This window comes from Roseibium sp. AWQ4_290, from assembly GCF_056160985.1.
On the sequence record NZ_JBSWYG010000048.1, the window covers coordinates 1 to 1,532 of the forward strand.

Below are 1,532 nucleotides of genomic sequence, written 5' to 3' on the forward strand. Positions count from 1 at the left end.
ACCTGGGTTCTGACACAAATCGCCGACCACAAGATCAATCGCATCAACGAACTCATGCCTTGGTGTTACGCTGCAAAAGCAGCGTAACAGAGCGCGGCGCCGCCATGAAGATCGGATTCACCGGACGGACACGGCGTTCCGTAGCCTAATGCCAGTGCGGGTGTGTGACTTCAAGCGTTTGTAAATTCGCATTCCAATATGGACATATGGCATACTGGATGCATGAAGATTTATTGGTACAATCCACTTTATTGGTTTGCCGCTTTGCTTGTTGGTTTCGCCATCAAAACGGCATTTTTCCCTGAAGGTTTCCTTCAGATGATTTCCATGAGTTTCGGCTGATTCTATTCTGAAGTCGTCTTGCCTTACTGATGCCGCAGGTCATCGTTAAGCTGCTGCTCTACTATCAAATGGGGTTCGGGTTTTGCGGCTTTTGGTTTTTACTTTTTCGGTTCTGTTTATTGTGCTGACGGCTCACTCATCGTACTCGGCAGAACGACACAGCATTTCCAGAGAAAACATCACATATATTTTAGATGGCCGAAAAGTTGTTGGTACACTTACCGTCCCAACAGGAATGAATGGAATGCCGGTAGTACTATTTCTTCACGGCATGAGTGGAAATAGGCAGGGCGCTCAGATTAAGGGAAGTGTAGAAGGCTTATTTGAACATACAGCAAAAATATTTGCCGAACTGGGTGTTGCAAGCCTTAGTATTAGTACCGGTGGGCGCGGAGGTTCAGAAGGCCATTATGTAGACATGACTCTTGAACGTCGAATCGAAGAAGCCATTGCAGCGATTAAGTGGATGTCCGAACAAGAACGCTTTGATGCAGAGAATATCAGCATAATAGGGCATAGCCAAGGTTCTTTAATAGCTGTTTCAGCAGCTTCCCGTCTCGCAGAAATCAGACCAATCAAGTCTATCGTTCTCTGGGCACCTCAAACAAACGCTCTAACTACTTACAGGCGCAGCATGGGAGAAGCGATATACCAGAGAGGCCTTAATGCTGATCCTGATGAGGTTGTGTCTTGGGTTGGAGCCACTGGCAGACTGCGGGCATTCAAACGTGATTTTTTTCGCGGATTGGAAGCTATTGATACATTGCGTGAAATAGAGAAATTTCAAGGTAGGTTGCTGGTAGTCACTGGTAGCAGAGATCGATGGTCAACAAGTACGAATGCGCAGGCTTTCACACACCGACACATTGGTGAGAGTGACCAAGTAGAACTAAACGTAGGCCACAGGATGGGCGCTGCTATTGGAATATCAGCAGTTGAAAGTGTTGCTGATAATACCTTGGAGTGGCTTCTGCTTGAATAGTCTGATCATTCTCGCTGAGATGTTACACTATTGGTAATAGTCACTACTGTCCGGGAAAATTGAATTGGAATTGATATTCCGGATTTTGTTTGTCGAGCCTGTCGTTTGGATTTAGCAGTCGGGTTATGTCGCATAAGTTGTGGATGTGGTTTCCGGCGACGGCGGCGAGGCGTTTCAACGGCACGGTGATGTTGTTTGCCTTGTGGAC

1 protein-coding gene is annotated in these 1,532 nt (G+C 46.7%); it reads left to right on the top strand.

The annotated features are described in order from the left end of the window. Positions 1-424: 424 nt before the first annotated feature. Positions 425-1,324, top strand: coding sequence for an alpha/beta hydrolase family protein (locus ACXAH0_RS25060; RefSeq protein ID WP_475196000.1), 900 nt, complete (start codon positions 425-427; stop codon positions 1,322-1,324). The last annotated feature ends 208 nt before the right edge of the window (positions 1,325-1,532 follow it).